Origin of the sequence: Streptomyces sp. NPDC057302, assembly GCF_042667685.1 — a bacterium.
Lineage (GTDB): Bacteria > Actinomycetota > Actinomycetes > Streptomycetales > Streptomycetaceae > Streptomyces.
Map to the genome: position 1 here is coordinate 20,937 of NZ_JBHUZJ010000011.1, position 20,224 is coordinate 41,160.

The window sequence follows — 20,224 nt, forward strand, 5'->3', positions numbered from 1 at the left end:
AATGCCTCGTAAGGGCCCCGCCCCGAAGCGCCCGGTCATCATCGACCCGGTCTATGGTTCTCCTCTGGTGACCTCCCTCATCAACAAGGTGCTGCTGAACGGCAAGCGCTCCACCGCCGAGCGCATCGTGTACGGCGCCATGGAGGGCCTGCGCGAGAAGACCGGTAACGACCCGGTCATCACGCTCAAGCGCGCGCTGGAAAACATCAAGCCGACTCTCGAGGTCAAGTCCCGCCGTGTCGGTGGCGCGACCTACCAGGTCCCGATCGAGGTCAAGCCGGGCCGTGCGAACACGCTCGCCCTGCGCTGGCTGGTCGGTTACTCCCGCGCCCGTCGCGAGAAGACCATGACCGAGCGTCTGCTCAACGAGCTCCTCGACGCCTCCAACGGCCTTGGTGCCGCTGTGAAGAAGCGTGAGGACACCCACAAGATGGCCGAGTCCAACAAGGCCTTCGCGCACTACCGCTGGTAGTCGCTACCCACATCGAGACCGAGAGAAGACTGAGCCGATATGGCTACCACTTCACTTGACCTGGCCAAGGTGCGCAACATCGGCATCATGGCTCACATCGACGCGGGCAAGACGACGACCACCGAGCGGATCCTGTTCTACACCGGTGTCTCGTACAAGATCGGTGAGGTCCACGACGGCGCTGCCACCATGGACTGGATGGAGCAGGAGCAGGAGCGTGGCATCACGATCACCTCTGCTGCCACCACCTGTCACTGGCCGATGAACGACGTCGACCACACCATCAACATCATCGACACCCCGGGCCACGTCGACTTCACCGTCGAGGTGGAGCGTTCGCTCCGCGTGCTCGACGGTGCCGTGACGGTGTTCGACGGCGTCGCCGGTGTTGAGCCCCAGTCCGAGACTGTGTGGCGTCAGGCTGACCGCTACGGCGTCCCGCGTATTTGCTTCGTCAACAAGCTCGACCGTACGGGTGCCGAGTTCCACCGCTGCGTCGACATGATCATCGACCGCCTCGGTGCGACCCCGATCGTCATGCAGCTGCCCATCGGCGCAGAGGCTGACTTCAAGGGCGTCGTCGACCTCGTCACGATGAAGGCGTTCGTCTGGTCCGCAGAGACCAAGCTGGGCGAGGCGTACGACATCGTCGACATCCCGGCGACGCACACCGAGGCCGCTGATGAGTGGCGCGGGAAGCTCCTCGAGGCTGTTGCCGAGAACGACGAGCAGATGATGGAGCTGTACCTCGAGGGCCAGGAGCCCACCGAGGACCAGCTGTACGAGGCGATCCGTCGCATCACCATCGCTTCGGGCAAGGGCGGCGACACCACCGTCACCCCCGTGTTCTGCGGCACCGCGTTCAAGAACAAGGGCGTCCAGCCCCTGCTCGACGCGGTCGTGCGTTACCTGCCTTCCCCCCTGGACGTCGAGGCCATCGAAGGCCACGACGTCAAGGACCCCGAGACCGTCGTCAAGCGCAAGCCTTCGGACGAGGAGCCGCTCTCGGCTCTCGCGTTCAAGATCGCGAGTGACCCGCACCTCGGCAAGCTCACCTTCGTCCGGATCTACTCCGGTCGCCTGGAGGCCGGCACTGCGGTGCTGAACTCCGTCAAGGGCAAGAAGGAGCGCATCGGCAAGATCTACCGCATGCACGCGAACAAGCGTGAGGAGATCGCGTCGGTGGGCGCCGGTGACATCGTCGCCGTCATGGGCCTGAAGCAGACCACCACCGGTGAGACGCTGTGTGACGACAAGAAGCCGGTCATCCTGGAGTCCATGGACTTCCCGGCGCCGGTCATTCAGGTCGCCATCGAGCCCAAGTCCAAGGGTGACCAGGAGAAGCTGGGTGTAGCCATCCAGCGTCTCTCGGAGGAGGACCCCTCCTTCCAGGTCCACTCGGACGAGGAGACCGGCCAGACCATCATCGGTGGTATGGGCGAGCTTCACCTCGAGGTGCTCGTCGACCGCATGAAGCGCGAATTCCGCGTCGAGGCGAACGTCGGCAAGCCCCAGGTCGCGTACCGCGAGACGATCCGTCGGGCCGTCGAGCGCGTGGACTACACCCACAAGAAGCAGACCGGTGGTACCGGTCAGTTCGCCAAGGTGCAGATCGCGATCGAGCCCATCGAGGGCGGCGAGGCGTCGTACGAGTTCGTGAACAAGGTCACCGGTGGCCGTATCCCGCGGGAGTACATCCCGTCGGTGGACGCCGGTGCGCAGGAGGCCATGCAGTTCGGCATCCTGGCGGGCTACGAGATGACTGGTGTTCGCATCACGCTTCTCGACGGCGCCTACCACGAGGTCGACTCCTCCGAGCTCGCCTTCAAGATCGCCGGTTCGCAGGCGTTCAAGGAGGCCGCGCGTCAGGCCAAGCCCGTGCTGCTCGAGCCGATGATGGCCGTAGAGGTCACCACGCCCGAGGACTACATGGGTGACGTCATCGGTGACATCAACTCCCGCCGTGGCCAGATTCAGGCCATGGAGGAGCGCAGTGGCGCCCGTGTCGTGAAGGGCCTCGTGCCCCTCTCGGAGATGTTCGGCTACGTCGGAGACCTCCGCAGCAAGACGTCGGGTCGCGCAAGCTACTCAATGCAGTTCGACTCCTACGCCGAGGTTCCGCGGAACGTCGCCGAGGAGATCATCGCGAAGGCCAAGGGCGAGTAACTCACCCGAGTTCACGCTTTAGGCTTGACTCCGGAGTCTCCGGGGCATTCCGACCCTCTTCGGGTCGGCTGCCCCGGGCCCCGGGCATCCCAGCAAAGATCACCTGGCGCCGATGAAGCAAGGCGTACAGAACCACTCCGCAGGAGGACCCAGTGGCGAAGGCAAAGTTCGAGCGGACTAAGCCGCACGTCAACATCGGCACCATCGGTCACATTGACCACGGTAAGACGACCCTCACGGCCGCCATTACCAAGGTGCTGCACGACGCGTACCCGAACCTGAACGAGGCCTCGGCCTTCGATCAGATCGACAAGGCTCCCGAGGAGCGCCAGCGCGGTATCACGATCTCGATCGCGCACGTCGAGTACCAGACGGAGACGCGTCACTACGCGCACGTCGACTGCCCCGGGCACGCGGACTACATCAAGAACATGATCACGGGTGCCGCGCAGATGGACGGCGCCATCCTCGTGGTCGCCGCCACCGACGGCCCGATGCCGCAGACCAAGGAGCACGTGCTCCTGGCCCGCCAGGTCGGCGTTCCTTACGTCGTCGTCGCCCTGAACAAGGCCGACATGGTGGACGACGAGGAGATCCTGGAGCTCGTCGAGCTCGAGGTTCGTGAGCTCCTCTCCGAGTACGACTTCCCGGGCGAGGACCTGCCGGTCGTCAAGGTCTCGGCGCTCAAGGCGCTCGAGGGTGACGCGGAGTGGGGCAAGACCATCCTCGACCTGATGAAGGCCGTCGACGAGTCCATCCCGCAGCCCGAGCGTGACGTCGACAAGCCGTTCCTGATGCCGATCGAGGACGTCTTCACGATCACCGGTCGTGGCACCGTCGTCACCGGTCGTATCGAGCGTGGCGTCCTCAAGGTCAACGAGACCGTTGACATCGTGGGCATCAAGCAGGAGAAGACCACCACCACGGTCACCGGCATCGAGATGTTCCGCAAGCTGCTCGACGAGGGCCAGGCCGGTGAGAACGTCGGTCTGCTCCTCCGTGGCATCAAGCGCGAGGACGTCGAGCGCGGCCAGGTCATCATCAAGCCCGGTTCGGTCACGCCGCACACCGAGTTCGAGGCCCAGGCCTACATCCTGTCGAAGGACGAGGGTGGCCGTCACACCCCCTTCTTCAACAACTACCGCCCGCAGTTCTACTTCCGCACCACGGACGTGACCGGCGTCGTGACCCTCCCCGAGGGCACCGAGATGGTCATGCCGGGCGACAACACTGAGATGACCGTTGAGCTCATCCAGCCCGTCGCGATGGAAGAGGGCCTGAAGTTCGCCATCCGTGAGGGTGGCCGGACCGTCGGCGCCGGCCAGGTCACCAAGATCAACAAGTAAGCATTTCGCTTGCCTGTGGATCGGGGTAACCCGGTTGCTCTGAACTGAGAGCACAGCAGTACACGCAGTATCGGAAGGGCCCGTACGACTTCGGTCGTGCGGGCCCTTTCGCGTGCCGCCCATGCCGTGATCGGTGCCGGGTTGGATGGGACGCGTTCACCTGCCGGAACGGCGCATGATGTCCGCCTGGGGCGAGATGAGCCATCGAAAATGGTCGACTAGCGGTCCGACCACAGCCGGGTCGCGAAGCACGATCCCCAGTTCGATGTTGCCCGCCAGCGCCCGGTCGGTCAGATCGCCCGCCGGACCAAGGACGCGAGGGCAGCCGCGGAGATGTCTCCCGCGGCGACGAGGAGAACCGTTGAAGACCAAACGTGGTGCGTGCTTTGTCGTGGCACTGGCTGTCGGCATACTCCTCTCCGCGTGTTCCGTCCCAGACGCGGGTGATCGCCCGGTGACCGAAGGACGTGACTGGCACTGGGACCAAGAGGCCGGAGCGGACGAGGCTTCAGCCTTCATGGATGTGGCGGTGCCCAAGGAAGCGGCCGAGGTCGAAGGCGCCGTTCAGGTCAACCCGCAGGAGGACGTCTACTTCCTGTCCTTCGTCACCGGCGAGAAGGACGCCGAGGACATCGCGGAAACTCTGCACTCCGAAGAGCCCCTCCGGGCGCACAAAGCGGAAGCCGCGCCGAAGGCCGAGCTCTTCGGGCATCTGGGGCTTGCCGAGCCGCAGACCCTGAAGGGAACGCGCTGGGCAGGCGTTTGCCCCCCGTGCGTCAACGACGACCACCGCAAGAAGGTTCAGTGGATCGAGATCCACGTCCAGACTCTCAAGTCAGATCGGGCGCGGGTTTACCTACAGGCGTTCTGAGACCTTCAGGACTCAGAAGCCCAGGTACGTCAGCTGGACGACGTAGACGCGTTCGCTGCGTACGACGATCTGGTATCGGAACATCCCACCGGGGACGGTGATGTCGCCGCCCTTCGGGTCGACGCCTCGGTGACCGCGGCCGTGGACGTACAGAGCCTCGGCCGCTCTCACCAGTTCTGAGGCCTTGCGCTCCACTTCGGCGAGAAAGGCTGGTGACGCGGTGCGGGCGGCTTCCTCTGCCGCGAAGGCGTACTCCCAGCTCCAGCTCAAGTCCGTACTGCCTTCATGGCCTCGTCCAGGACGGCGCTCAGCTCACGCAATGCCTCCTGGGCGACGGCCGCGTCCTCGTGCTCCAGATCTCGCGTGGCACGGGCGTGCCGGGCGGACAGGTCGGGGCGGCGGGCGATCTCGATGTCCCGGGCCCAGGTGAGGACCCAGCTCTGCACCGGGCTGAGTGACTGCCATTCGACGGCCTTGGCGAAGGCCTCGTCCTTGGTCCGCTGCATCTCCGGCAGACGCGCGGGGGCGACGACGGCGAGGGCGGCACGCAGGGCGTCCGGTGTCTGCTCAGGGCGGGGCGCCAGCTCGTGCCCGTGATCGGCCTGCGTGCTCATGGAGTCCTCCCGGGAGTGCACTGGCCACGTTAGTCGGCCGGGGCTCACGGGGTGCGGGGACGCGAACATTGCTGAGAGTTTCCCCTGCTCAGTGGGCGTACAGGGAGCTGTGGCAGTCGCGGCAGCGGCCCGGTTCGGGGGCGCGGAAGGCGCGGTCGCAGGCTTCGCAGGTCTGGAGCGGGTGCCGTACCGGTGGAGCGGGCGCGGGTGGGGGTGGCAGCAGTGTTGTCAGGCGGTGGGCCAGCAGGGCGGCCGGGCGGCGTGGGCCCTCGGGGGGCAGGTCGTGGGTGAGGGCGTGGCGTACGGCGGTGGGTGCTACGTCGCGTTCCAGCCAGGCGGCGACGCCGGGGGTGAGGTGGGCGGTGTCGCGGGCCGAGAGGAGCAGGCGCGGGTCCTCGTGGCGCAGGTCGGCGAGGAGGTCGGTGGCCTGCTGGAGGAGGGCGGAGGCGGGGAAGGCCGGGTGCGGTACGGCGGGGAGGGGGCGGGGCTGTTTTGGGGGTGCGTGGGTGGCCGGAGCCGCGTTGGTTTCGGGCGGTGGTGTGGTCGGCCTCGGGGCGGGGGAGTGCGGGCGGCGCTGGGCTGCTGCGTGCGGATGGTTGCAGGAGGTTGTGCGGGTGACGATGCGGCCGGCGGAAGTGCGTTCGCGTTCGCGGCGCAGGTAGCCGTGGGCCTCCAGCTCGCGCAGGGCTGCGGCGATACGGGTCGTGCCCTCGGGGAAGCGGGCGGCGAGTGTCTTGATGTCGACGCGGGCTCCGGCGGGCAGGGACTGCATGTGGCAGCCCAGGCCGATCGCCAGGAGGGAGAGCTCCTGGTGCTGGGTGAGGTGGTTGCCGATCACCGTGAAGCGGGTGGTGTGGCGGGTGTTGTCGTGGGCGATGCCGGTGGGGCGCGCAGCGGTGGGGCGGGGCTGGCTGCGGGGGCGCCGGGTCGCTCGTGCGTGGGATTGACTGCCGCCGACGGCGGACTGGGCGCGCGGGGGCGCGCTAGGGTTTCGGGTGTCCATCGGGAAGCCTCTATCTTCCTCGGTGGTCAGGCCCTCGCCTTGGGATTGCCGTCCCGGCGGGGGCCGTCGCATGTCTGCTGTTGTTTGGCCTACTGGGGCTGAGAGTAGGGCAGTTGGGGGAGCGGAAATCCAACTGAGCCGGTGATGTTCACTCGGGTGAGTGAGCAGGGTGTCGGTCGTTGCCGACGGCGCTCGGGTGGGCGCGCCTGCGGGCGGGTGGGGTGGGGTTTGGTGGGTTCTTTCTCCCTCTCGGGTTTCTTGGGGAAAGGCGCCAGTGGTACCGGAGCGTGAGGGGATGGGTTCCGGTGGTGTGAGGCTCAGTTCGGCGTAGGCGGCGTAGGCGACTCAGGCGGCCCTGCGCGGGGAGCGGTTCTCGGGCCCCTCAGCGGGCGGCGGAGTGCGCGGCGGGGCTCATCTTCTGCCGGGCCGCACCGTCCGTAATCGGATATGTGCTGTCCGGGACCGCGTGTCGCGCGACCCGGGTTTGACCTTCATCGCCCACCGGGTACGATCCCGGGCCCTGATTAGCCAGCCCCCGCCCCCGTATGGCAGACTGTCGGGGTTGCTCGGTTGAGTTGCCGATGCTGCGCGCCTCCCGCCGGGAGGACCGGAAGCGAGTCCCACAGTACTCGTCGCCCCATCTGCCGTAAGGCAGCGCTGGAGCGGACGTACGGGAATCTTCTGGGAAGCGTGGGCGGGGCACCAGCCAGGCGCCCGGTGGGTTTCTTCCCCCGGCCAGCGGTCCTTGGGCCGCGATCCCACGGCAGTGGATTTCCTTCGGGAGATTTTGTTGGTGAGATTGCGACACGCCCGACCGCGTGGGTCGGTCAGAAGATGAGTAGAACACCAGGTTCCAGAGCGTTTTCGAGAGACAGGACTACCAAGTAGCCATGGCGGGACAGAAGATCCGCATCCGGCTCAAGGCCTACGACCACGAGGTCATCGACTCTTCGGCGAAGAAGATCGTCGAGACGGTGACTCGCACTGGTGCGTCGGTCGCAGGCCCGGTGCCGCTGCCCACTGAGAAGAACGTGTACTGCGTCATCAAGTCGCCGCACAAGTACAAGGACTCTCGCGAGCACTTCGAGATGCGCACGCACAAGCGCTTGATCGACATCCTCGACCCGACTCCCAAGACCGTTGACTCGTTGATGCGCCTGGACCTTCCGGCCGGCGTCGACATCGAGATCAAGCTCTGAGAGGCGCGGACAGATGACTAAGCAGATCAAGGGCGTCCTGGGCGAGAAGCTCGGCATGACCCAGGTCTGGGACGAGAACAACCGTGTCGTCCCGGTCACCGTCGTCAAGGCCGGACCCTGCGTCGTTACCCAGGTCCACACGAATGACTCCGACGGCTACGAGTCGGTCCAGATCGCCTTCGGCGAGATCGACCCTCGCAAGGTGAACAAGCCCCTCAAGGGTCACTTCGCCAAGGCCGACGTGACCCCCCGCCGCCACCTGGTGGAGATCCGCACCCCTGGAGCCAGCGAGTACACGCTGGGCCAGGAGATCACTGCGGAGGTGTTCGAGTCCGGCGTCAAGGTTGACGTCACGGGCAAGAGCAAGGGCAAGGGCTTCGCCGGTGTCATGAAGCGTCACAACTTCAAGGGACTCGGCGCGGGTCACGGTACCCAGCGCAAGCACCGCTCTCCCGGTTCCATCGGTGGCTGCGCCACCCCGGGCCGTGTGTTCAAGGGCCTCCGCATGGCGGGCCGTATGGGCAACGAGCGGGTCACCACCCAGAACCTGACCGTTCACGCCGTTGACGCGGAGAAGGGCCTGCTCCTCATCAAGGGCGCAGTCCCCGGTCCGAACGGTGGCCTCGTCCTGGTCCGTACTGCGGCCAAGGGGGTTTGAGGAACCGATGAGCACCATTGACATCCTTTCGCCGGCAGGCGACAAGGCCGGGACGGTCGAGCTCCCCGCGGAGATCTTCGACGTAGAGAAGATCAGCATCCCGCTTCTCCACCAGGTCGTCGTCGCCCAGCTGGCCGCTGCCCGTCAGGGCACGCACAAGACCAAGCGCCGCGGTGAAGTCCGCGGTGGTGGTAAGAAGCCGTACCGCCAGAAGGGCACCGGCCGCGCGCGCCAGGGTTCGACCCGTGCGCCGCAGTTCGCAGGCGGTGGCGTCGTCCACGGCCCGCAGCCGCGTGACTACTCGCAGCGGACCCCGAAGAAGATGAAGGCCGCGGCCCTGCGCCACGCCCTCACCGACCGGGCCCGCAACGCTCGTATCCACGTTGTCACCAACGTGGTCGAGGGCGACATCTCGACGAAGGCCGCGAAGACGTTGCTCGGCAAGGTCAGCGAGCGCAAGAACGTGCTCCTGGTCATCGACCGTGCGGACGAGACTTCGCTGCTCTCTGCACGCAACCTGCCCCAGGTGCACATCCTGGAGCCGGGCCAGCTGAACACGTACGACGTGCTCGTCTCGGACGACGTGGTCTTCACCAAGGCCGCCTTCGAGTCCTTCGTGTCTGGCCCCAAGGCCGATGAGACCGAAGGGAGCGAAGCCTGATGGCTACGCGTCACCCGAGCATCGCCCCCAAGGCGGCCAAGGTCGCCAAGGCAGCGCGCCTCGCCAAGGCGAAGCGCCACGCCACCGAGGGCAAGAACACTGTTGAGACGCCGCTGAGCAAGAGCTTCACGGATCCCCGTGACGTCCTCGTCAAGCCGGTCGTCTCTGAGAAGAGCTACGCGCTTCTCGACGAGGGTAAGTACACCTTCGTCGTAGCGCCCGGTGTCAACAAGACCCAGATCAAGCAGGCCGTCGAGGCGGTCTTCTCGGTCAAGGTCACCGGGGTCAACACGATCAACCGTCAGGGTAAGCGCAAGCGGACCAAGACCGGTTTCGGCAAGCGGGCTGACACCAAGCGCGCCATCGTGACCCTCGCTGAGGGCGACCGTATCGACATCTTCGGCCAGGCCTCCTAACGGAGCGCCCTGGTCCGAATATCGGACGAGGACTGAGAAATGGGAATCCGCAAGTACAAGCCGACGACGCCGGGCCGCCGTGGCTCCTCCGTCGCCGACTTCGTCGAGGTCACGCGGTCCACGCCGGAGAAGTCGCTGGTCCGCCCGCTGCACAGCAAGGGCGGCCGTAACAACGCCGGTCGTGTGACCGTTCGCCACCAGGGTGGCGGACACAAGCGCGCCTACCGAGTGATCGACTTCCGTCGTCACGACAAGGACGGCGTGCCGGCGAAGGTCGCGCACATCGAGTACGACCCGAACCGCACCGCGCGCATCGCGCTCCTGCACTACGCGGACGGCGAGAAGCGCTACATCCTGGCCCCCCGCAACCTGTCGCAGGGTGACCGGGTCGAGAACGGACCGGGCGCGGACATCAAGCCGGGCAACAACCTGGCCCTCCGCAACATCCCGGTCGGTACGACCATCCACGCCATCGAGCTGCGGCCCGGCGGCGGCGCGAAGTTCGCCCGCTCCGCGGGTGCCTCCGTGCAGCTGCTGGCGAAGGAGGGCTCCATGGCCCACCTTCGTATGCCGTCCGGTGAGATCCGTCTGGTCGACGTCCGCTGCCGCGCCACGATTGGCGAGGTCGGCAACGCCGAGCAGTCGAACATCAACTGGGGCAAGGCCGGCCGTAAGCGCTGGCTTGGCGTTCGCCCGACCGTTCGCGGTGTGGCGATGAACCCGGTCGACCACCCGCACGGTGGTGGTGAAGGCAAGACTTCCGGTGGTCGTCACCCGGTCTCGCCGTGGGGTCAGAAGGAGGGTCGTACTCGTTCGCCGAAGAAGGCGAGCAACAAGTACATCGTCCGCCGCCGCAAGACGAACAAGAAGCGCTAGGAGCGGGTTTAGATGCCGCGCAGTCTCAAGAAGGGACCCTTCGTCGACGGACACCTCATCAAGAAGGTGGATGTCCAGAACGAAGCAGGTTCCAAGAACGTCATCAAGACCTGGTCCCGTCGCTCGATGATCGTCCCGGCCATGCTGGGCCACACGATCGCGGTGCACAACGGCAAGACCCACATCCCGGTGTTCGTCACCGAGGCGATGGTCGGCCACAAGCTCGGCGAGTTCTCGCCGACTCGCACCTTCCGCGGCCACGTCAAGGACGACCGGAAGTCGAAGCGCCGCTAGCGCGGGGTGGAACGACTATGACTTACACCGAAGGGACAACCATGGAAGCCAGGGCCCAGGCGCGGTACATCCGCGTCACGCCCATGAAGGCCCGCCGAGTGGTGGACCTCATCCGTGGCATGGATGCCACGGAGGCTCAGGCGGTCCTGCGTTTCGCCCCGCAGGCCGCGAGCGTGCCGGTAGGCAAGGTGCTTGACAGCGCCATTGCCAACGCCGCGCACAACTACGACCACAGTGACGCCTCTTCGCTGGTCATCAGCGAGGCGTACGTGGATGAGGGCCCGACCCTGAAGCGGTTCCGTCCGCGTGCTCAGGGTCGCGCCTACCGGATCCGTAAGCGGACCAGCCACATCACCGTGGTCGTCAGCAGCAAGGAAGGAACCCGGTAATGGGCCAGAAGGTAAACCCGCACGGGTTCCGGCTCGGCATTACCACCGACTTCAAGTCGCGTTGGTACGCCGACAAGCTGTACAAGGACTACGTCAAGGAAGACGTCGCCATCCGCAGGATGATGACGTCCGGCATGGAGCGCGCCGGCATCTCGAAGGTTGAGATCGAGCGCACCCGTGACCGCGTGCGGGTGGACATCCACACCGCGCGTCCCGGCATCGTCATCGGCCGCCGTGGCGCCGAGGCCGACCGCATCCGCGGCGACCTCGAGAAGCTCACGGGCAAGCAGGTTCAGCTGAACATCCTCGAGGTCAAGAACCCCGAGGTCGACGCTCAGCTGGTCGCGCAGGCCGTTGCAGAGCAGCTGTCCTCCCGCGTCTCCTTCCGTCGCGCCATGCGTAAGAGCATGCAGTCGACGATGAAGGCCGGCGCCAAGGGCATCAAGATCCAGTGTGGCGGCCGTCTCGGCGGCGCCGAGATGTCTCGCTCGGAGTTCTACCGCGAGGGCCGCGTGCCCCTGCACACCCTCCGTGCGAACGTCGACTACGGCTTCTTCGAGGCCAAGACGACCTTCGGCCGTATCGGCGTGAAGGTCTGGATCTACAAGGGCGACGTCAAGAACATCGCCGAGGTCCGCGCCGAGAACGCCGCGGCCCGTGCGGGTAACCGCCCGGCCCGTGGTGGCGGCAACGACCGCCCGGCCCGTGGTGGCCGTGGTGGCGAGCGTGGCGGCCGCGGCCGCAAGCCGCAGCAGCAGTCCGCGCCGGCTGCCGAGGCCCCCAAGGCCGACGCTCCCGCCGCAGCTGCCGCTCCGGCTGAGAGCACCGGAACGGAGGCCTGACCGACATGCTGATCCCTCGTAGGGTCAAGCACCGCAAGCAGCACCACCCCAAGCGCAGCGGTATGTCAAAGGGTGGTACGCAGGTTGCGTTCGGCGAGTACGGGATTCAGGCCCTCACTCCGGCGTACGTGACCAACCGCCAGATCGAGGCGGCTCGTATCGCGATGACCCGCCACATCAAGCGTGGCGGCAAGGTCTGGATCAACATTTACCCGGACCGCCCGCTGACGAAGAAGCCCGCCGAGACCCGCATGGGTTCCGGTAAGGGTTCCCCCGAGTGGTGGGTCGCGAACGTCAAGCCCGGACGGGTGATGTTCGAGCTGTCCTACCCGAATGAGAAGACTGCGCGTGAGGCGCTTACCCGCGCTGCTCACAAGCTTCCGATGAAGTGCCGGATTGTTCGGCGCGAGGCAGGTGAGTCGTGATGTCGGCCGGTACCAAGGCGTCCGAGCTGCGCGAACTGGGTGACGAGGAGCTTCTCGCGAAGCTCCGCGAAGCCAAGGAAGAGCTGTTCAACCTCCGCTTCCAGGCGGCGACCGGTCAGCTCGAGAACCACGGTCGGCTCAAGGCCGTCCGTAAGGACATCGCGCGGATCTACACCCTGATGCGTGAGCGCGAGCTGGGCATCGAAACGGTGGAGAGCGCCTGATGAGCGAGAGCAACGTGACTGAGACCAAGACTGACCGCGGATTCCGCAAGACCCGTGAGGGTCTGGTCGTCAGCGACAAGATGGACAAGACCGTCGTCGTCGCTGTCGAGGACCGCGTGAAGCACGCGCTGTACGGCAAGGTCATCCGCCGTACGAACAAGCTCAAGGCGCACGACGAGCAGAACGCTGCTGGCGTCGGCGACCGCGTCCTTCTCATGGAGACGCGTCCGCTGTCGGCGACCAAGCGGTGGCGCATCGTCGAGATCCTCGAGAAGGCCAAGTAAATCTCTGAGGGGTATCCCTCGGAGTTCGTTCCGCCAGGCTCGGCGAGCTCCGTGATTCGACATACGGAGCTCGCCGGGAACCGGCAGACAAACAGGAGATAGACGTGATCCAGCAGGAGTCGCGACTTCGGATCGCCGACAACACGGGTGCGAAGGAAATTCTCACCATTCGTGTTCTCGGTGGCTCGGGTCGCCGCTACGCGGGCATCGGTGACGTCATCGTCGCCACCGTCAAGGACGCGATCCCCGGTGGCAACGTGAAGAAGGGTGACGTCGTCAAGGCCGTCATCGTTCGCACCGTCAAGGAGCGCCGCCGTCCCGACGGCTCGTACATCCGCTTCGACGAGAACGCCGCCGTCATTCTGAAGAACGACGGCGACCCTCGCGGCACCCGTATCTTCGGCCCGGTCGGTCGTGAGCTGCGCGAGAAGAAGTTCATGAAGATCATCTCGCTCGCGCCGGAGGTGCTGTAAGCATGAAGATCAAGAAGGGCGACCTGGTTCAGGTCATCACCGGTAAGGACAAGGGCAAGCAGGGCAAGGTCATTGCCGCTTACCCGCGCGACGAGCGCGTCCTGGTCGAGGGTGTCAACCGGGTCAAGAAGCACACGAAGGCCGGCCCGACCGCCAGCGGTTCGCAGGCCGGCGGCATCGTGACCACCGAAGCCCCTGTCCACGTCTCCAACGTCCAGCTGGTCGTGGAGAAGGACGGCAACAAGGTCGTCACGCGTGTCGGTTTCCGCTTCGACGATGACGGCAACAAGATCCGCGTTGCCAAGCGGACGGGTGAGGACATCTGATGACGACCACCACCAGCCCGCGTCTGAAGACGAAGTACCGCGAGGAGATCGCGGGCAAGCTGCAGGAAGAGTTCTCGTACGAGAACGTCATGCAGACCCCCGGCCTCGTCAAGATCGTGGTCAACATGGGTGTCGGCGACGCCGCCCGTGACTCGAAGCTCATGGACGGTGCCGTCCGTGACCTGACCACCATCACGGGTCAGAAGCCGGCCATCACCAAGGCCCGGAAGTCCATCGCGCAGTTCAAGCTGCGCGAGGGTCAGCCGATCGGCTGCCACGTCACGCTTCGTGGCGACCGCATGTGGGAGTTCCTGGACCGCACCCTGTCGCTCGCGCTTCCGCGCATCCGCGACTTCCGTGGTCTGTCCCCCAAGCAGTTCGACGGCCGTGGCAACTACACCTTCGGTCTCACGGAGCAGGTCATGTTCCACGAGATCGACCAGGACAAGATCGACCGCGTCCGGGGTATGGACATCACCGTGGTCACCACGGCGACCAACGACGCTGAGGGCCGTGCGCTCCTTCGTCACCTCGGCTTCCCCTTCAAGGAGGCGTAACCGAGATGGCGAAGAAGGCACTTATTGCCAAGGCTGCTCGTAAGCCCAAGTTCGGTGTGCGTGGCTACACCCGCTGCCAGCGTTGTGGCCGCCCGCACTCCGTGTACCGCAAGTTCGGCCTGTGCCGCGTCTGCCTTCGTGAGATGGCTCACCGTGGCGAGCTGCCGGGCGTGACCAAGAGCTCCTGGTAATTCCCCTCTGTCCTTAGGGACTTGGGAATTACTGGAGGCTCTCGGTAAGTATCTGGTCGGTAGGTAGCCCACCACTCTATGCCTTAGGCTAGGAGGGTTGGGCGCCTGCCGCCCTGACCGACTTACTACGCCGTAGGTCCCCGCGCCGCACCCGTCCCGCCTCTGAGTGGGGAGAGGGATGGCGCAGATAGGAAACCACGGCGAGAGAGGCCGAAGGCCAATTCATGACCATGACTGATCCGATCGCGGACATGCTGACTCGTCTGCGTAACGCGAACTCGGCGTACCACGACTCCGTGGCTATGCCGCACAGCAAGATCAAGTCTCACATCGCGGAGATCCTCCAGCAGGAGGGCTTCATCACGGGCTGGAAGACCGAGGACGCCGAGGTTGGCAAGAACCTCGTCCTCGAGCTGAAGTTCGGCCCGAACCGTGAGCGCTCCATTGCGGGCATCAAGCGGATCTCCAAGCCCGGTCTCCGGGTTTACGCGAAGTCCACCAACCTGCCGAAGGTGCTCGGCGGCCTGGGCGTGGCGATCATCTCCACGTCCCACGGTCTGCTCACCGGCCAGCAGGCAGGCAAGAAGGGCGTAGGTGGGGAAGTCCTCGCCTACGTCTGGTAGTCGGGAACGGAGGAAAAGCTAATGTCGCGTATTGGCAAGCTCCCCATCACGGTTCCCGCCGGCGTGGACGTCACCATCGACGGCCGGACGGTCTCGGTTAAGGGTCCCAAGGGCTCCCTTTCCCACACCGTCGTCGCGCCGATCGACATCGCTAAGGGTGAGGACGGCGTCCTGAGCGTCACCCGCCCCAACGACGAGCGTCAGAACAAGGCCTTGCACGGCCTGTCCCGCACGCTGGTGGCGAACATGATCACCGGTGTGACCACGGGGTACGTGAAGAAGCTCGAGATCAGCGGTGTCGGTTACCGCGTCCTCGCGAAGGGCTCCAACCTGGAGTTCTCGCTGGGCTACAGCCACCCGATCCTGGTCGAGGCCCCTGAGGGCATCACCTTCAAGGTGGAGTCCGCGACCAAGCTTTCGGTCGAGGGTATCGACAAGCAGAAGGTCGGCGAGGTTGCGGCCAACATCCGCAAGCTCCGCAAGCCCGACCCGTACAAGGCCAAGGGCGTCAAGTACGAGGGCGAAGTCATCCGGCGCAAGGTCGGAAAGGCAGGTAAGTAAGCCATGGCATACGGTGTAAAGATCGCCAAGGGTGACGCTTACAAGCGTGCCGCCAAGGCTCGCCGCCACATCCGCATCCGTAAGAACGTGTCGGGTACGGCGGAGCGTCCGCGCCTCGTCGTGACTCGCTCGAACCGCAACATCGTTGCTCAGGTCATCGACGACCTCAAGGGTCACACCCTTGCGTCGGCGTCGACCCTGGACACCACGATCCGCGGTGGCGAGGCCGACAAGTCGGCGCAGGCCAAGCAGGTCGGCGCGCTCGTTGCCGAGCGTGCCAAGGCTGCGGGTGTCGAGACCGTCGTGTTCGACCGCGGTGGCAACAAGTACGCCGGGCGCATTGCCGCTCTGGCGGACGCCGCCCGCGAAGCCGGGCTGAAGTTCTAAGCCCCGGTTCCGGAGCTAGCGGACGTAACAGAGAGAGGTAATTCCAATGGCTGGACCCCAGCGCCGCGGAAGCGGTGCCGGTGGCGGCGAGCGGCGGGACCGGAAGGGTCGCGACGGTGGCGCAGCCGCCGAGAAGACCGCATACGTTGAGCGCGTTGTCGCGATCAACCGTGTCGCCAAGGTAGTCAAGGGTGGTCGCCGCTTCAGCTTCACCGCGCTGGTCGTGGTGGGCGACGGTGACGGCACCGTAGGTGTCGGATACGGCAAGGCCAAGGAAGTTCCCGCGGCCATCGCCAAGGGCGTTGAAGAGGCCAAGAAGAGCTTCTTCAAGGTTCCGCGTATCCAGGGCACCATCCCGCACCCGATCACGGGCGAGAAGGCCGCGGGCGTCGTCCTGCTCAAGCCTGCTTCCCCCGGTACCGGCGTTATCGCCGGTGGCCCGGTGCGTGCTGTGCTCGAGTGCGCCGGCGTTCACGACATCCTGTCGAAGTCGCTCGGCTCGTCCAACGCGATCAACATCGTGCACGCGACCGTGGCGGCCCTCAAGGGCCTGCAGCGTCCCGAGGAGATCGCGGCTCGCCGTGGTCTGCCCCTCGAGGACGTCGCCCCCGCGGCTCTGCTTCGTGCACGTGCGGGAGCGGGTGCGTAATGGCCCGTCTCAAGATCACGCAGACGAAGTCGTACATCGGCAGCAAGCAGAACCACCGCGACACGCTGCGTTCGCTCGGGCTCAAGCGCCTGAACGACGTCGTCGTCAAGGAAGACCGCCCCGAGTTCCGCGGAATGGCTAACACCGTCCGCCACCTCGTGACGGTTGAGGAGGTCGACTGACATGGCGGAGCAGAACCCGCTGAAGGTCCACAACCTCCGGCCCGCCCCGGGCGCCAAGACCGCCAAGACCCGTGTGGGTCGTGGTGAGGCGTCCAAGGGTAAGACCGCTGGTCGTGGTACCAAGGGCACCAAGGCCCGTTACCAGGTTCCGGAGCGCTTCGAGGGCGGGCAGATGCCCCTCCACATGCGTCTCCCGAAGCTCAAGGGCTTCAAGAACCCGTTCAAGACCGAGTTCCAGGTCGTGAACCTCGACAAGCTGAGCGCCCTGTTCCCCGAGGGTGGTGAGGTCACCGTAGAGGGCCTCATCGCCAAGGGTGCGGTTCGCAAGAACAGCCTCGTCAAGGTCCTCGGCCAGGGTGAGGTCACCGTGGCGCTGCAGGTGACGGTTGACGCCGTCTCCGGCTCCGCCAAGGAGAAGATCACCGCCGCCGGCGGTACCGTCACCGAGCTCGTCTGAATTCTTCAGGCCACTCGATGACTTGAGCGATTCCCAGCCGGGGATGCCCCACATATGGGGCATCCCCGGTTGGTCGTTCCAAGGGGGGCACGGTCGCCGGTAAGGTGGCGTGCACTGTCTAAGCTCCGTGCGGTCTTTCCGTGCGGTTTTTCTGACTGATACGTATTCGTCGATCCTCAGACCACTACCTCTTGCGCACGCGCGCGGGGGTCGCAGGAGGCACCGTGCTCACCGCGTTCGCCCGGGCGTTCAAGACGCCCGACCTGCGCAAGAAGCTGCTCTTCACGCTCGGCATCATCGTGATCTACCGGATCGGTACGCACGTACCGATTCCCGGTGTCAGCTATAAGAACGTCCAGACCTGCATGGACCAGGCCAACTCCAACCAGGGGTTGTTCGGCCTGGTGAACATGATGAGTGGTGGCGCGCTCCTGCAGATCACGATCTTCGCGCTCGGCATCATGCCGTACATCACGGCGAGCATCATCCTGCAGCTGCTGACCGTGGTGATCCCGCGGCTCGAGGCCCTCAAGAAGGAGGGTCAGGCCGGCACGGCGAAGATCACGCAGTACACGCGTTATCTCACCGTCGCGCTCGCGATCCTCCAGGGGACCGGCCTCGTGGCCACGGCTCGCACGGGCTCGCTGTTCTCCGGGTGCCCCGTCGCCACCGAGATCGTGCCGGACCAGTCCATCTTCGTGACCGTCACCATGGTCATCACGATGACCGCCGGTACGGCCTGCGTCATGTGGCTCGGTGAGCTCATCACCGACCGGGGCATCGGTAACGGCATGTCGATCCTGATGTTCATCTCGATCGCCGCGACGTTCCCGAGCGCCCTGTGGGCCATCAAGAAGCAGGGCTCGCTGGCCGGTGGCTGGATCGAGTTCGGCACGGTCATCGCGGTCGGTCTTGTCATGGTCGGTCTGGTCGTCTTCGTGGAGCAGGCTCAGCGCCGCATTCCCGTCCAGTACGCGAAGCGAATGATCGGCCGCCGGTCCTACGGCGGTACGTCGACGTACATCCCGCTGAAGGTCAATCAGGCCGGCATCATCCCTGTGATCTTCGCCTCTTCGCTGCTCTACATCCCCGCGCTCGTCGCCCAGTTCGCGGGTGGCAACTCGGGCTGGAAGCGGTGGATCGAGGCGAACCTGACCAAGGGCGACCACCCGATCTACATCGCGACGTACTTCTTGCTGATCGTGTTCTTCGCCTTCTTCTACGTGGCTATCTCGTTCAACCCCGAGGAAGTCGCGGACAACATGAAGAAGTATGGTGGCTTCATCCCGGGCATCCGGGCTGGCCGCCCGACCGCTGAGTACTTGAGCTACGTACTCAACCGGATCACGTGGCCGGGCTCGCTGTATCTGGGTCTGATCGCTCTCGTACCGACGATGGCGTTGGTGGGCTTCGGCGCGAACCAGAACTTCCCGTTCGGCGGGACAAGCATCCTGATCATCGTGGGTGTGGGTCTGGAGACCGTGAAGCAGATCGAGAGCCAGCTCCAGCAGCGCAATTACGAAGGGTTCCTCCGCTGATGCGAATCGTCCTCGTCGGGCCGCCCGGTGCGGGCAAGGGAACGCAGGCCGCGTTCCTCGCCAAGAACCTGAAGATCCCGCACATCTCCACGGGCGACCTCTTCCGTGCCAACATCAGCCAGGGCACGGAGCTGGGCAAGCAGGCGAAGGCGTTCATGGACGCCGGGAACCTCGTCCCGGACGAGGTCACCATCGGCATGGCCCACGACCGCATGACGCAGCCGGACGCCGAGAACGGCTTCCTGCTCGACGGCTTCCCGCGGAACGTGTCGCAGGCCGAGGCCCTGGACGAGTCGCTCAAGGCGGACGGCCAGAAGCTCGACGCGGTGCTCGACCTCGAGGTCCCCGAGGACGAGGTGGTCAAGCGCATCGCCGGCCGCCGCATCTGCCGGAACGAGTCGAGCCACGTCTTCCACGTGACGTACAGCAAGCCGAAGACCGAGGGCGTCTGCGACGTCTGCGGCGGCGAGCTCTACCAGCGCGGTGACGACAAGGAAGAGACCGTGCGCAAGCGGCTCGACGTGTACCACCGCGAGACCGAGCCGATCATCGACCACTACAAGGCCCAGGGCCTGGTGGTGACGATCTCCGCGCTCGGCAAGGTGGACGAGGTCACCAAGCGCGCGATGGACGCCCTCAAGGGCGGCAAGTAGTCAGTACGCTGTTTCGGCCGCGGTGCCCCTAGGGGGACCGCGGCCGTAGTGTTGTGTACGTAGCGGTTACGTACGTAGCCGGTTGTCGGACGGATGACGGAGAGCGGAAGCCCCATGGTGCAGATCAAGACCCCCGAGCAGATCGCGAAGATGCGTGAGGCGGGCCTTGTGGTCGCCGCCGTGCACGCCGCGACGCGCGAGGCGGCGGTGCCGGGTGCCACCACGAAGGACCTGGACGACGTCGCCCGCAAGGTGCTCGCCGAGCACGGCGCGAAGTCCAACTTCCTGGGGTACGGCGGCTTTCCGGCGACGATCTGCACCTCGGTCAACGAGGTCGTCGTGCACGGCATCCCGGACGACAAGACCGTCCTGAAGGACGGCGACATCATCTCCATCGACGCGGGCGCCGTCATCGACGGCTGGCACGGCGACGCGGCGTACACCGCGTTCGTGGGCACCGGTCACGCTCCGGAGCTGGTCGAGCTCTCGCGGGTGACCGAGGAGTCGATGTGGGCCGGTCTCGCCGCCATGAAGCAGGGCAACCGGCTCGTCGACATCTCCCGGGCCATCGAGACGTACATCCGCCGCCAGCCGAAGCCCGGCGGCGGCAAGTACGGGATCGTCGAGGACTACGGCGGCCACGGCATCGGCACCGAGATGCACATGGACCCCCACCTCCTGAACTACGTCGAGCGCCGCCGCGGCAAGGGCCCCAAGCTGGTCCCCGGCTTCTGCCTCGCCATCGAGCCCATGGTCTCCCTCGGCACGCCCCGCACGGAGGTCCTGGAGGACGACTGGACCGTCATCACGACGGACGGCACGTGGTCCTCGCACTGGGAGCACTCCATCGCTCTGACGGAGGAGGGCCCGATCGTGCTGACGTCCCC

At 65.7% G+C, this 20,224-nt stretch carries 31 protein-coding genes; 28 read left to right on the top strand and 3 right to left on the bottom strand.

Annotated elements, in window-relative coordinates; translation table 11 throughout:
• Nucleotide 1 precedes the first annotated feature (1 nt).
• The 4 genes from rpsG to ACFUPX_RS10960 all read left to right on the top strand — a co-directional run bounded on the left by rpsG (nucleotide 2) and on the right by ACFUPX_RS10960 (nucleotide 4,855).
• Entirely contained in the window at nucleotides 2–472 is a 471-nt protein-coding gene (gene rpsG / locus ACFUPX_RS10945; RefSeq protein WP_003974303.1) for a 30S ribosomal protein S7, read from the top strand.
• 39 nt (nucleotides 473–511) lie between these two features.
• Nucleotides 512–2,638, top strand: a complete 2,127-nt coding sequence (fusA, locus tag ACFUPX_RS10950; protein WP_383319497.1) for an elongation factor G — start codon at nucleotides 512–514, stop codon at nucleotides 2,636–2,638.
• Between the two features lie 152 nt (nucleotides 2,639–2,790).
• Entirely contained in the window at nucleotides 2,791–3,984 is a 1,194-nt protein-coding gene (tuf, locus tag ACFUPX_RS10955; protein WP_383319500.1) for an elongation factor Tu, read from the top strand.
• 361 nt (nucleotides 3,985–4,345) lie between these two features.
• On the top strand, nucleotides 4,346–4,855 hold the full coding sequence (locus ACFUPX_RS10960; protein ID WP_383319503.1) for a hypothetical protein: 510 nt from the start codon (nucleotides 4,346–4,348) through the stop codon (nucleotides 4,853–4,855).
• Between the two features lie 12 nt (nucleotides 4,856–4,867).
• Here ACFUPX_RS10960 and ACFUPX_RS10965 read toward each other — a convergent pair whose 3' ends face one another.
• From ACFUPX_RS10965 to ACFUPX_RS10975, 3 genes are all read right to left on the bottom strand, one after another.
• Nucleotides 4,868–5,125 carry a hypothetical protein gene (locus ACFUPX_RS10965; RefSeq protein ID WP_383319506.1) on the bottom strand — a complete coding sequence of 86 codons (258 nt, stop codon included), beginning with the start codon at nucleotides 5,123–5,125 and terminating at the stop codon, nucleotides 4,868–4,870.
• A complete protein-coding gene (locus tag ACFUPX_RS10970) occupies nucleotides 5,122–5,469 on the bottom strand; it encodes a hypothetical protein (protein WP_383319509.1) in 348 nt (115 codons plus the stop codon). The genes ACFUPX_RS10965 and ACFUPX_RS10970 overlap by 4 nt, the downstream gene beginning before the upstream one ends.
• Nucleotides 5,470–5,557: 88 nt before the next feature.
• Nucleotides 5,558–6,472, bottom strand: a complete 915-nt coding sequence (locus ACFUPX_RS10975; RefSeq protein ID WP_383319512.1) for a helix-turn-helix domain-containing protein — start codon at nucleotides 6,470–6,472, stop codon at nucleotides 5,558–5,560.
• A gap of 890 nt (nucleotides 6,473–7,362) precedes the next feature.
• Between ACFUPX_RS10975 and rpsJ the strand changes: the two genes are divergently transcribed.
• From rpsJ to map, 24 genes are all read left to right on the top strand, one after another.
• Nucleotides 7,363–7,671, top strand: coding sequence for a 30S ribosomal protein S10 (gene rpsJ, locus ACFUPX_RS10980; RefSeq protein WP_003948644.1), 309 nt, complete (start codon nucleotides 7,363–7,365; stop codon nucleotides 7,669–7,671).
• A gap of 13 nt (nucleotides 7,672–7,684) precedes the next feature.
• Nucleotides 7,685–8,329 carry a 50S ribosomal protein L3 gene (gene rplC, locus ACFUPX_RS10985; RefSeq protein ID WP_383319515.1) on the top strand — a complete coding sequence of 215 codons (645 nt, stop codon included), beginning with the start codon at nucleotides 7,685–7,687 and terminating at the stop codon, nucleotides 8,327–8,329.
• 7 nt (nucleotides 8,330–8,336) lie between these two features.
• Nucleotides 8,337–8,990 carry a 50S ribosomal protein L4 gene (gene rplD / locus ACFUPX_RS10990; RefSeq protein ID WP_160506659.1) on the top strand — a complete coding sequence of 218 codons (654 nt, stop codon included), beginning with the start codon at nucleotides 8,337–8,339 and terminating at the stop codon, nucleotides 8,988–8,990.
• Nucleotides 8,990–9,406 carry a 50S ribosomal protein L23 gene (gene rplW / locus ACFUPX_RS10995; protein WP_383319518.1) on the top strand — a complete coding sequence of 139 codons (417 nt, stop codon included), beginning with the start codon at nucleotides 8,990–8,992 and terminating at the stop codon, nucleotides 9,404–9,406. The genes rplD and rplW overlap by 1 nt, the downstream gene beginning before the upstream one ends.
• Before the next feature lie 39 nt (nucleotides 9,407–9,445).
• Entirely contained in the window at nucleotides 9,446–10,282 is an 837-nt protein-coding gene (gene rplB / locus ACFUPX_RS11000; RefSeq protein ID WP_160506661.1) for a 50S ribosomal protein L2, read from the top strand.
• Nucleotides 10,283–10,294: 12 nt separating this feature from the next.
• Entirely contained in the window at nucleotides 10,295–10,576 is a 282-nt protein-coding gene (gene rpsS / locus ACFUPX_RS11005; RefSeq protein ID WP_160506662.1) for a 30S ribosomal protein S19, read from the top strand.
• Nucleotides 10,577–10,617: 41 nt separating this feature from the next.
• On the top strand, nucleotides 10,618–10,965 hold the full coding sequence (gene rplV / locus ACFUPX_RS11010) for a 50S ribosomal protein L22 (RefSeq protein WP_016645177.1): 348 nt from the start codon (nucleotides 10,618–10,620) through the stop codon (nucleotides 10,963–10,965).
• On the top strand, nucleotides 10,965–11,807 hold the full coding sequence (gene rpsC, locus ACFUPX_RS11015; RefSeq protein WP_160506663.1) for a 30S ribosomal protein S3: 843 nt from the start codon (nucleotides 10,965–10,967) through the stop codon (nucleotides 11,805–11,807). The genes rplV and rpsC overlap by 1 nt, the downstream gene beginning before the upstream one ends.
• 5 nt (nucleotides 11,808–11,812) lie before the next feature.
• Nucleotides 11,813–12,232 (top strand): 50S ribosomal protein L16, encoded by a 420-nt coding sequence (gene rplP / locus ACFUPX_RS11020; protein ID WP_135332557.1) that lies wholly within the window; start codon nucleotides 11,813–11,815, stop codon nucleotides 12,230–12,232.
• A complete protein-coding gene (gene rpmC, locus ACFUPX_RS11025) occupies nucleotides 12,232–12,456 on the top strand; it encodes a 50S ribosomal protein L29 (protein ID WP_003998824.1) in 225 nt (74 codons plus the stop codon). The genes rplP and rpmC overlap by 1 nt, the downstream gene beginning before the upstream one ends.
• On the top strand, nucleotides 12,456–12,740 hold the full coding sequence (gene rpsQ / locus ACFUPX_RS11030; protein WP_055564830.1) for a 30S ribosomal protein S17: 285 nt from the start codon (nucleotides 12,456–12,458) through the stop codon (nucleotides 12,738–12,740). The genes rpmC and rpsQ overlap by 1 nt, the downstream gene beginning before the upstream one ends.
• Nucleotides 12,741–12,844: 104 nt before the next feature.
• Entirely contained in the window at nucleotides 12,845–13,213 is a 369-nt protein-coding gene (gene rplN, locus ACFUPX_RS11035; protein WP_073768975.1) for a 50S ribosomal protein L14, read from the top strand.
• Between the two features lie 2 nt (nucleotides 13,214–13,215).
• Nucleotides 13,216–13,539, top strand: coding sequence for a 50S ribosomal protein L24 (gene rplX / locus ACFUPX_RS11040; protein ID WP_160506664.1), 324 nt, complete (start codon nucleotides 13,216–13,218; stop codon nucleotides 13,537–13,539).
• Nucleotides 13,539–14,096 (top strand): 50S ribosomal protein L5, encoded by a 558-nt coding sequence (gene rplE / locus ACFUPX_RS11045; RefSeq protein WP_344522014.1) that lies wholly within the window; start codon nucleotides 13,539–13,541, stop codon nucleotides 14,094–14,096. The genes rplX and rplE overlap by 1 nt, the downstream gene beginning before the upstream one ends.
• 5 nt (nucleotides 14,097–14,101) lie before the next feature.
• Nucleotides 14,102–14,287, top strand: a complete 186-nt coding sequence (locus ACFUPX_RS11050) for a type Z 30S ribosomal protein S14 (protein WP_003948630.1) — start codon at nucleotides 14,102–14,104, stop codon at nucleotides 14,285–14,287.
• A gap of 224 nt (nucleotides 14,288–14,511) precedes the next feature.
• The gene (rpsH, locus tag ACFUPX_RS11055) at nucleotides 14,512–14,910 is read left to right on the top strand and encodes a 30S ribosomal protein S8 (protein ID WP_160506666.1); all 399 of its coding nucleotides are present in this window, start codon (nucleotides 14,512–14,514) and stop codon (nucleotides 14,908–14,910) included.
• Between the two features lie 21 nt (nucleotides 14,911–14,931).
• Entirely contained in the window at nucleotides 14,932–15,471 is a 540-nt protein-coding gene (gene rplF, locus ACFUPX_RS11060; RefSeq protein WP_249588331.1) for a 50S ribosomal protein L6, read from the top strand.
• 3 nt (nucleotides 15,472–15,474) lie between these two features.
• Nucleotides 15,475–15,858 (top strand): 50S ribosomal protein L18, encoded by a 384-nt coding sequence (gene rplR / locus ACFUPX_RS11065; protein ID WP_344522013.1) that lies wholly within the window; start codon nucleotides 15,475–15,477, stop codon nucleotides 15,856–15,858.
• Between the two features lie 46 nt (nucleotides 15,859–15,904).
• Complete coding sequence (rpsE, locus tag ACFUPX_RS11070) at nucleotides 15,905–16,507, top strand: 30S ribosomal protein S5 (protein WP_383319529.1); 603 nt, start codon at nucleotides 15,905–15,907, stop codon at nucleotides 16,505–16,507.
• Nucleotides 16,507–16,689 (top strand): 50S ribosomal protein L30, encoded by a 183-nt coding sequence (gene rpmD, locus ACFUPX_RS11075; protein ID WP_041985698.1) that lies wholly within the window; start codon nucleotides 16,507–16,509, stop codon nucleotides 16,687–16,689. Before rpsE ends, rpmD begins: the two co-directional genes overlap by 1 nt.
• A 1-nt stretch (nucleotide 16,690) precedes the next feature.
• Nucleotides 16,691–17,146: a 50S ribosomal protein L15 gene (gene rplO / locus ACFUPX_RS11080; protein WP_383319533.1), complete on the top strand. Its 456-nt coding sequence runs from the start codon at nucleotides 16,691–16,693 to the stop codon at nucleotides 17,144–17,146.
• Between the two features lie 224 nt (nucleotides 17,147–17,370).
• Nucleotides 17,371–18,684 (top strand): preprotein translocase subunit SecY, encoded by a 1,314-nt coding sequence (gene secY / locus ACFUPX_RS11085; protein ID WP_383319536.1) that lies wholly within the window; start codon nucleotides 17,371–17,373, stop codon nucleotides 18,682–18,684.
• A complete protein-coding gene (locus ACFUPX_RS11090) occupies nucleotides 18,684–19,337 on the top strand; it encodes an adenylate kinase (protein WP_383319539.1) in 654 nt (217 codons plus the stop codon). Before secY ends, ACFUPX_RS11090 begins: the two co-directional genes overlap by 1 nt.
• Before the next feature lie 114 nt (nucleotides 19,338–19,451).
• On the top strand, nucleotides 19,452–20,224 hold a 773-nt coding region (map, locus tag ACFUPX_RS11095), incomplete at its 3' end, for a type I methionyl aminopeptidase (protein WP_383319542.1).

Coding starts and splice junctions, on each gene's coding strand:
- rpsG (WP_003974303.1), top strand. CDS start 2: ATGCCTCGTAAGGGCCCCGCCCCGAAGCGCCCGGTCATCATCGACCCG.
- fusA (WP_383319497.1), top strand. CDS start 512: ATGGCTACCACTTCACTTGACCTGGCCAAGGTGCGCAACATCGGCATC.
- ACFUPX_RS10970 (WP_383319509.1), bottom strand. CDS start 5,469: ATGAGCACGCAGGCCGATCACGGGCACGAGCTGGCGCCCCGCCCTGAG.
- ACFUPX_RS10975 (WP_383319512.1), bottom strand. CDS start 6,472: ATGGACACCCGAAACCCTAGCGCGCCCCCGCGCGCCCAGTCCGCCGTC.
- rpsJ (WP_003948644.1), top strand. CDS start 7,363: ATGGCGGGACAGAAGATCCGCATCCGGCTCAAGGCCTACGACCACGAG.
- rplC (WP_383319515.1), top strand. CDS start 7,685: ATGACTAAGCAGATCAAGGGCGTCCTGGGCGAGAAGCTCGGCATGACC.
- rplD (WP_160506659.1), top strand. CDS start 8,337: ATGAGCACCATTGACATCCTTTCGCCGGCAGGCGACAAGGCCGGGACG.
- rplW (WP_383319518.1), top strand. CDS start 8,990: ATGGCTACGCGTCACCCGAGCATCGCCCCCAAGGCGGCCAAGGTCGCC.
- rplB (WP_160506661.1), top strand. CDS start 9,446: ATGGGAATCCGCAAGTACAAGCCGACGACGCCGGGCCGCCGTGGCTCC.
- rpsS (WP_160506662.1), top strand. CDS start 10,295: ATGCCGCGCAGTCTCAAGAAGGGACCCTTCGTCGACGGACACCTCATC.
- rplV (WP_016645177.1), top strand. CDS start 10,618: ATGGAAGCCAGGGCCCAGGCGCGGTACATCCGCGTCACGCCCATGAAG.
- rpsC (WP_160506663.1), top strand. CDS start 10,965: ATGGGCCAGAAGGTAAACCCGCACGGGTTCCGGCTCGGCATTACCACC.
- rplP (WP_135332557.1), top strand. CDS start 11,813: ATGCTGATCCCTCGTAGGGTCAAGCACCGCAAGCAGCACCACCCCAAG.
- rpmC (WP_003998824.1), top strand. CDS start 12,232: ATGTCGGCCGGTACCAAGGCGTCCGAGCTGCGCGAACTGGGTGACGAG.
- rpsQ (WP_055564830.1), top strand. CDS start 12,456: ATGAGCGAGAGCAACGTGACTGAGACCAAGACTGACCGCGGATTCCGC.
- rplX (WP_160506664.1), top strand. CDS start 13,216: ATGAAGATCAAGAAGGGCGACCTGGTTCAGGTCATCACCGGTAAGGAC.
- rplE (WP_344522014.1), top strand. CDS start 13,539: ATGACGACCACCACCAGCCCGCGTCTGAAGACGAAGTACCGCGAGGAG.
- ACFUPX_RS11050 (WP_003948630.1), top strand. CDS start 14,102: ATGGCGAAGAAGGCACTTATTGCCAAGGCTGCTCGTAAGCCCAAGTTC.
- rpsH (WP_160506666.1), top strand. CDS start 14,512: ATGACCATGACTGATCCGATCGCGGACATGCTGACTCGTCTGCGTAAC.
- rplF (WP_249588331.1), top strand. CDS start 14,932: ATGTCGCGTATTGGCAAGCTCCCCATCACGGTTCCCGCCGGCGTGGAC.
- rplR (WP_344522013.1), top strand. CDS start 15,475: ATGGCATACGGTGTAAAGATCGCCAAGGGTGACGCTTACAAGCGTGCC.
- rpsE (WP_383319529.1), top strand. CDS start 15,905: ATGGCTGGACCCCAGCGCCGCGGAAGCGGTGCCGGTGGCGGCGAGCGG.
- rpmD (WP_041985698.1), top strand. CDS start 16,507: ATGGCCCGTCTCAAGATCACGCAGACGAAGTCGTACATCGGCAGCAAG.
- rplO (WP_383319533.1), top strand. CDS start 16,691: ATGGCGGAGCAGAACCCGCTGAAGGTCCACAACCTCCGGCCCGCCCCG.
- ACFUPX_RS11090 (WP_383319539.1), top strand. CDS start 18,684: ATGCGAATCGTCCTCGTCGGGCCGCCCGGTGCGGGCAAGGGAACGCAG.